5 protein-coding genes are annotated in these 6,366 nt (G+C 40.4%); 3 read left to right on the forward strand and 2 right to left on the reverse strand.

Annotation, left to right across the window (positions count from 1 at the left end; genetic code table 11):
- Positions 1 to 667 precede the first annotated feature (667 nt).
- A complete protein-coding gene (locus IJ23_RS23505; RefSeq protein ID WP_033907489.1) occupies positions 668 to 2,038 on the reverse strand; it encodes a DEAD/DEAH box helicase in 1,371 nt (456 codons plus the stop codon).
- Positions 2,038 to 2,574: a hypothetical protein gene (locus IJ23_RS23510; RefSeq protein ID WP_235213044.1), complete on the reverse strand. Its 537-nt coding sequence runs from the start codon at positions 2,572 to 2,574 to the stop codon at positions 2,038 to 2,040. Before IJ23_RS23510 ends, IJ23_RS23505 begins: the two co-directional genes overlap by 1 nt.
- 112 nt (positions 2,575 to 2,686) lie before the next feature.
- Here IJ23_RS23510 and IJ23_RS23515 point away from each other — a divergent pair, with 112 nt between their 5' ends.
- The 3 genes from IJ23_RS23515 to IJ23_RS23780 form a co-directional block, all read left to right on the forward strand.
- A complete protein-coding gene (locus IJ23_RS23515) occupies positions 2,687 to 2,893 on the forward strand; it encodes a helix-turn-helix domain-containing protein (protein WP_033907490.1) in 207 nt (68 codons plus the stop codon).
- Between the two features lie 792 nt (positions 2,894 to 3,685).
- Complete coding sequence (locus IJ23_RS23775) at positions 3,686 to 4,534, forward strand: OmpA family protein (RefSeq protein WP_050550130.1); 849 nt, start codon at positions 3,686 to 3,688, stop codon at positions 4,532 to 4,534.
- Between the two features lie 160 nt (positions 4,535 to 4,694).
- A partial coding sequence (locus tag IJ23_RS23780; protein WP_200877263.1) for an Ig-like domain-containing protein occupies positions 4,695 to 6,366 on the forward strand: 1,672 nt, incomplete at its 3' end.

A 6,366-nucleotide genomic window follows, 5' to 3' on the forward strand; every position in this document is an offset into this window, starting at 1 on the left:
TTCAGACGAAGATCGACTTTGTTTCTTTCATTACCTTGTGGTAATGAAGAAGCCCACATACCTATATCGTATCTCGCCCTTTCTCTGTTAGGTATAGACAAACTGCCTAATGAAATGCAGCTTTAATGTGCTCATCTTAATCCACAAAAAGTGGATGATTGATGAGATAATTTGCATTTTTTGTGAGGAAAACTCTTATACGTGTTTCCTTTTAACTCTAAAGCCCTAGTTGCCGAAAAAGTCTATGATTTAAATACTTATCTTACGCTCACGCTCAATAAAAATGAAACGTAATCAGATATTTTCCTGTTGGTTACTTTTATTAGATTGAATGACGGGGGTTGCTCTATCTTAGGACTACAATTTTTAGCAAAAAATGGCCAATGATTAGTCATTCAAGAGTTGACAGTATTTCAATGAATAGAACCGGTTCTAGTAATAAGTGATGGTTGCTATCATTTAAAAAAGAACCAGTAAGATTAATCTTCTTCGGTTTCTGTTACCTTAAATCTCTCGAACAAGCGATATGTACATGTAAGGGACAGTAAAGTATTTCTGTGCTTTGATATGAGAAGCACGATTTTGTGATCATTTAAGCTTTGCTCAGCTAGCGATCTGACAAAGACGGCGAGCTAATGACGATTTCCACTGATTTTTAAAATATATCTCATATTCCAATAAATGCCTCAATAACTCGTTCTCTAAACTGTCCTAATGTTAGTGATTGATGAAGTAGGCTGTGCTTGCTCCCAACTATTTCTCCTTTATCGCTATTCCAATACATCTCCCCATCACTTCTAATGGTACTAGATGGGAGTGATAGATCATTTGGAGGCGTCTGATTTAGCATCTCTTCGTTGACATTTTTCTGCATAACATATAGACAAGACTCAGGAATATCCTGTTCAATTCTCTCAGAAAACTTCATCAAACTTTCTTCTGCAAAGGTGTATAACCAAGCTTCTTGGTTATTGCTTTCTGTGATCCTAAGGATACGCCCTAATATCTGACGAAAGTGCAATTCAGTACGAACACTACTTAAATGACAGCAGACTTGAAGCCTTGGTATGTCGGTTCCTTCACTGATCATGCCAATACTGATAATCCAGGGAGAATAACCACTTTTGAATTGCTCAATAATACTTTGAGCGTCTGGGTCATGGTAGGAGACCATCACACTATGTTGCTTTAATTGCTCGTGCAGAATTGCCTCTATTTGTTTCGCATGTGATACGGATGTGGCAACGATAAGTCCGGCAGCATTGTTGTTTGTTTCTCTAATTGAGTAGAGTTTTTCTACTGAAAGTTGGAGAATATGAGTTAAAGCATCTTTATCTTGTAAGATACTGGAGTAACTGATCTTTTGCTCTTTAAATAGGGCCTGAATCGATGAATAGGACTTATTCTGTTCTGAGCTGATAAATTGTAACCGTTCATTATCCACTAATACTAGTTTCGGCTTTCGACACACTTTTTCTGAGATAGCCTGCCTTAAAGTGTATTGGTAATCACAGATGATCTTTCCTTCCGGATCGCTGTAAGAACTCAGTGAGATAGGTAGGCAATCTGTACGCCAGGGAGTTCCCGTAAGTGCTAAAGTATACGTAGCTGCTTTCTGAACCTTCAAAATTACCGGCTCTCCCCAGGCATTAGCTTCAGCTAGTGTTTCGCCGGAACAATGGTGAATTTCATCGAATATTGCTAATACTCGATGTTTTGAGATAGCTGTCCAAAACGACTCATCTAGGTATTGGATGGCTTGATACGTCAGTGAAGTCCCTAATGAGCCAAGCGTGCCATTAAATGGGCATTGTAATATACTCGAGAAGGTTACGGTAAATCCGCTAGCAACGTTTACTGATGGAGAAAAACACATGATTAAGTCAATCATATTTGCATCTAGTAATTGCTTGCTAACATGAGCTGCCATTACCGTTTTGCCTGCTCCGGGAGTAGCTTGAACGAGAAAATGCTTACTACCAGATGTATATTTTTCAATTGCTTGTTTTATACACTCTTGTTGCCATGCTCTCAGCATTAACTCTCCTCCGTTTGGAGTAATTCTATCGTTTTTGTTAAAGCTGTAACCTGCCCAGTTATAATTGCAGAGCGCTGTGCTGATTCTTGATGCAGCCTTCGTACTTTTTCTTGTGTTTGAGGAAATTGCGTCATAATCGAACGATATTCGTCCATTTCAGCAATTGATATTGCAAGCTCTCCATTTAACTGGCTCCTTATTTTGTTTAATTCATCCAAGTAAAAGGGTGGTTTGGTTGTAATTGTAGTATCAGCTTTGCCCCGTTTTTGCTGATCATTGACCGTAGCTTTGAACTCTTCAAATCGATGGGTTTTGTGAAAAACTTTGTTTCGGAAGCTTCCTTGAGCTGTTAGTAACCCTTGTTTAACCATAGCGTTGAGTTGTTTGGATACGAATATACGCACATAATCTTTACTCTTCTCTTGCATGGTTGTCGCTAATAGAACATCTCTAATATTGGGAATTTTAAATTCATCAGCATCAGACTTATTAAGAAAATCAATGATATCGTGGTGAATGGTAAAGACTTTCGACACGTATAAACTCTCGGTATTCAATTGTGGAGGGCAAAAAAACAATTGCGGATTATAGTCCGTGGTAATGGACGCATCAAGAATGGATAGTCTTTCTTTTTAATGTACGATTGAAATGAAAGACTTAGCGAAAAAATTCGGTGATAATGTTCGTTCTATTCGAAAAGATAGAGGTATTTCTCAGGATAAGTTAGCCTTAGCTGCCGACATTGACCGCAGCTATGTAGGACGTATCGAGCGTGGTGAAGTGAATATTACCCTCGAAAAAGCATATAAAATAGCTCAAGTACTTAGCTGCGATATTCGTGATTTACTACCTTAGAGTTCATTAGTTTCGTGAGTGCTACAGATCTAATCTTAATGGTTAATGTAATGTCGGAATAACATAGTAGACTTGTATAAAGGCTTACTAACATCACAAAATACATCCTGGCAATCGTTGAAAGAACCAAGAAAAAATACAACTCATAAGTTTTATACTGCTTGTACTGTCAATCGATGGCGTTTCAACCTGAGAAGTTCGCATCTTTTAACACATAACATCATGTAGTGTTTAAAGAACAACACGCAAATGAAAACGATAACTTATTTCATTTGCGTGCGCTGATATTAATGATCATTTTTCAGGTAGTTAGATTTAATGTTCTAATTATTAAAGTTGACACTTTTGTAGATTAATATATTTGTTTTTAAATGATTTTAAAGTCTGATAATTGTGTTAGGTTATTTAAAGTTTGGTTGATTTTAAGTATTGGAATATTCCGAATGGTTATATTTAGATATATACCTTAACTTTTCAGTTCTACCCATTTCTGGGTATTTGGGGTTGTCTTAAGTGGCTTTATCTGGAGACCTTTGTAAGGTGAGTGCCTTTATATATATTGTTGGCTCATTTAACCACAATAAATGCATTGATATATAACCACTCTAATTTTGTTGTCTTTAAATAAAAATATATTTTAATCTTGATTATTTTTATTTGCCTTCTAGTCTTTATGTATTAATAACATAATATTATAAATTTTTAGTTTAGAGCGAGCGTTAATTGATAAACCCGCCTTTATAAAGGTTATTAGCTTACTCAACTAAAGGCTAGGAAGGATTATTGAAAGCAATGAATGCAATTAAAAAGGTATGTCTATTTATTGGCACCATCGCTTTATCTGCTTGCACCAGTAAAGGAAGCCTATTAGTAGGTGAAGAGCCCGTACAGCCTAAGGGAGGTGAATCAGTCTCCCAAGTTGTCTTCTCGTATGCCAGTTCAATTGAAGAACAGTCAGAAGCCATAGTCATTTTTGCTAATGGTGCCGTTATGGCTGGGTTACAGCCCTCACAGCACGTTGTTTTACCTGTTTGTAATGGTAATCAGTCATTCCAAGTCACGAGAGGTGGAATGCTGGAGGCTGTTAATGTAGATGTTACAGGCAGTTTAGTTCAACACATCAAGTTTTTACCTTACTCCGCACCTTCGGGTATACGCTACGAACAAACAAACATTTCCTATTTAGACGATAGTGTCGCTAACGCTAGCTCTAGGAGCTTCTTAGTTCCTCGCCACGATTTAGATTGTAGTATCGATCAACCGATTGAGTTCAATCTCAGCTCGGAATCATTTTTTGAGTTTGGGGGCGCGCAGCTTATGGATGTTGTTCAAGGTGACGAGTTGCAGAAGCTAGTCGACTTTATTGATAACCATAAAAACAAGGGTTTAAAGGTCACTGTCTCTGGCTATACCGATCATATAGGTGAAAGAAACTTTAATCAGAAGCTTTCTGAAGAACGTGCTCAAACTGTGGCTGATTACATTATCAGCCGTGGCTACGATGGGCCGATACGCGCTTTTGGTTTCGGTTCTAGTGAGCCTATCGTTGAGTGCTCGACTAAGCTTGCTCGCAAGGAATTGATTCGTTGCTTGCAGCCTAATCGTCGTGTCACGGTTCGGATCTGGCAGAGCAAGAAATGAATCACCACACTTGGCATTAATCAGTAAGAAATGCCTTAAATCATCCGTTGTTTTTACTCATTCATCGTAAGGGGTAGGAACAGGTTTACGTGACAACCTATGTACAAAACTAGGTCATCAAAAACATTTAACTAATCAATAATTTGGCAGGTATTGTGTTATGGATAATCAGTACGAAATCATCGTTCGTGATGGCGATCAGATTGTTGAACGCTATGATGTGGCGGCTAACAATGGTAGTACTTCTATAGGGGTACAAAATAATGTTCTTTACGAAGTGGTTGAACCAAGTACGGGTGTAGCCCCACAACAAGTTTTGTTTAAACGAATTGATGACTCGTTAGAAATCCGTTTGGGTGGCACGCCAGCCAATGCTCCAGCTAATTTAATACTCGAAGGCTACTTTCAACTAGATAACCCTCCTAAATTTGTTGGCTTAGCGGAAGACGGACAATACTACTACTTCGTTCCACAATCTGGATTAACGGAAGATCTTCTAGAAAGCTTAGAAGAAGATGAAGTTGTTTTTCAAAGTTTAGGCTATGACACGGTCGAAGAACAAACAGTTTGGTGGCCGATGATCTTGGGTGGCGTTGCTCTGGTGGGACTCGGAGCTGCCGCGATAGGAGGGGGGAGCAATGGAAGTAGCAATAATGATGAACAACCTGCTGTTGAAGATACTGAAGCTCCTAATGTTGGTTTTAGTGACTTGGCGACTAATGATAGTACACCTGCCTTAAGTGGTACTGTAAACGATGCTACAGCATCGATTGTTGTTACGATTAATGGGGTTGATTACCCAGCTATAAATAATGGTGATGGTACTTGGAGCTTGCTGGATAATACCTTACCCGAGCTTGCAGAAGGAGAGTACGCTGTAAAAATAACCGCGACAGATCCAGCTGGTAACAGCAGCACAGTATCCGGCAGCTTGGTCATAGATCTAACAGCTCCTGATACCCCAACGATAAACCCTAGTGATGGTAGTGACTTAAGCGGCAACGCTGAACCTGGCAGCCTAATTCAGATAGATGTCAACGGTGATGGTAAAACTGATTATACTACTGTTACTGATGATTCAGGGTCTTGGAGTATTACTTTTGAGCCTGCGTTAGAGAATGGATCAGAAGTCAAAGTAACAGCCACTGATAAAGCTGGCAACGAAAGTGGGCCTAGTGTATCGACGATTGACGCTCAGGGGCCTAACATACAAGTAAACGATGTGCTGACTAATGACACAACACCAGAATTAGGTGGCACCATTGATGATCCCACGGCGACTATTATTGTTAGCTTGAACGATGAGCAATACGTTGCAACTAATAATGGTGATGGGACTTGGATACTAGCAGACAATACTTTACCGTCGCTAGCTGATAACAGCTACACCGTTACGGTGACCGCCACCGATGAAGTCGGCAATCAAGGGACTGCCACAGGGGTTGTGGTTATTGATACAAATGCACCTACTGTACCTGCTGCGCCCTCAACCCCAGAATTAAACCCTACTAATGGCTCAGAGATCAGCGGCACGGCAGAAGCCGGCAGTGAAGTGCAGGTGGATGTGGATGGGGATGGCATTTCCGATTACACCACGGTTGCTGATGGCAATGGGGACTGGAGCATCACGCCAGACACGCCTTTAGCGGATGGCACGACGGTTACGGCCACGGCCAGTGATGAGGCGGGCAATGAAAGTGCGCCTGCCACGGTGGTGGTGGATGGGGTTGCGCCTATCGTCTCGGTGAATGACGCTACGACCAACGATGCGACGCCAACGTTAACGGGCTTGGTGGATGATGCCACGGCGAGCGGAACGGGAACGGGGGGTG

Origin of the sequence: Vibrio sp. OY15 (assembly GCF_000742455.1) — a bacterium.
GTDB lineage: Bacteria > Pseudomonadota > Gammaproteobacteria > Enterobacterales > Vibrionaceae > Vibrio > Vibrio alginolyticus.

Excerpts from the sequence above, each read along its gene's own strand:
- IJ23_RS23775 (WP_050550130.1), top strand. The coding sequence starts at position 3,686 with ATGAATGCAATTAAAAAGGTATGTCTATTTATTGGCACCATCGCTTTA.
- IJ23_RS23505 (WP_033907489.1), bottom strand. The coding sequence starts at position 2,038 with ATGCTGAGAGCATGGCAACAAGAGTGTATAAAACAAGCAATTGAAAAA.
- IJ23_RS23515 (WP_033907490.1), top strand. The coding sequence starts at position 2,687 with ATGAAAGACTTAGCGAAAAAATTCGGTGATAATGTTCGTTCTATTCGA.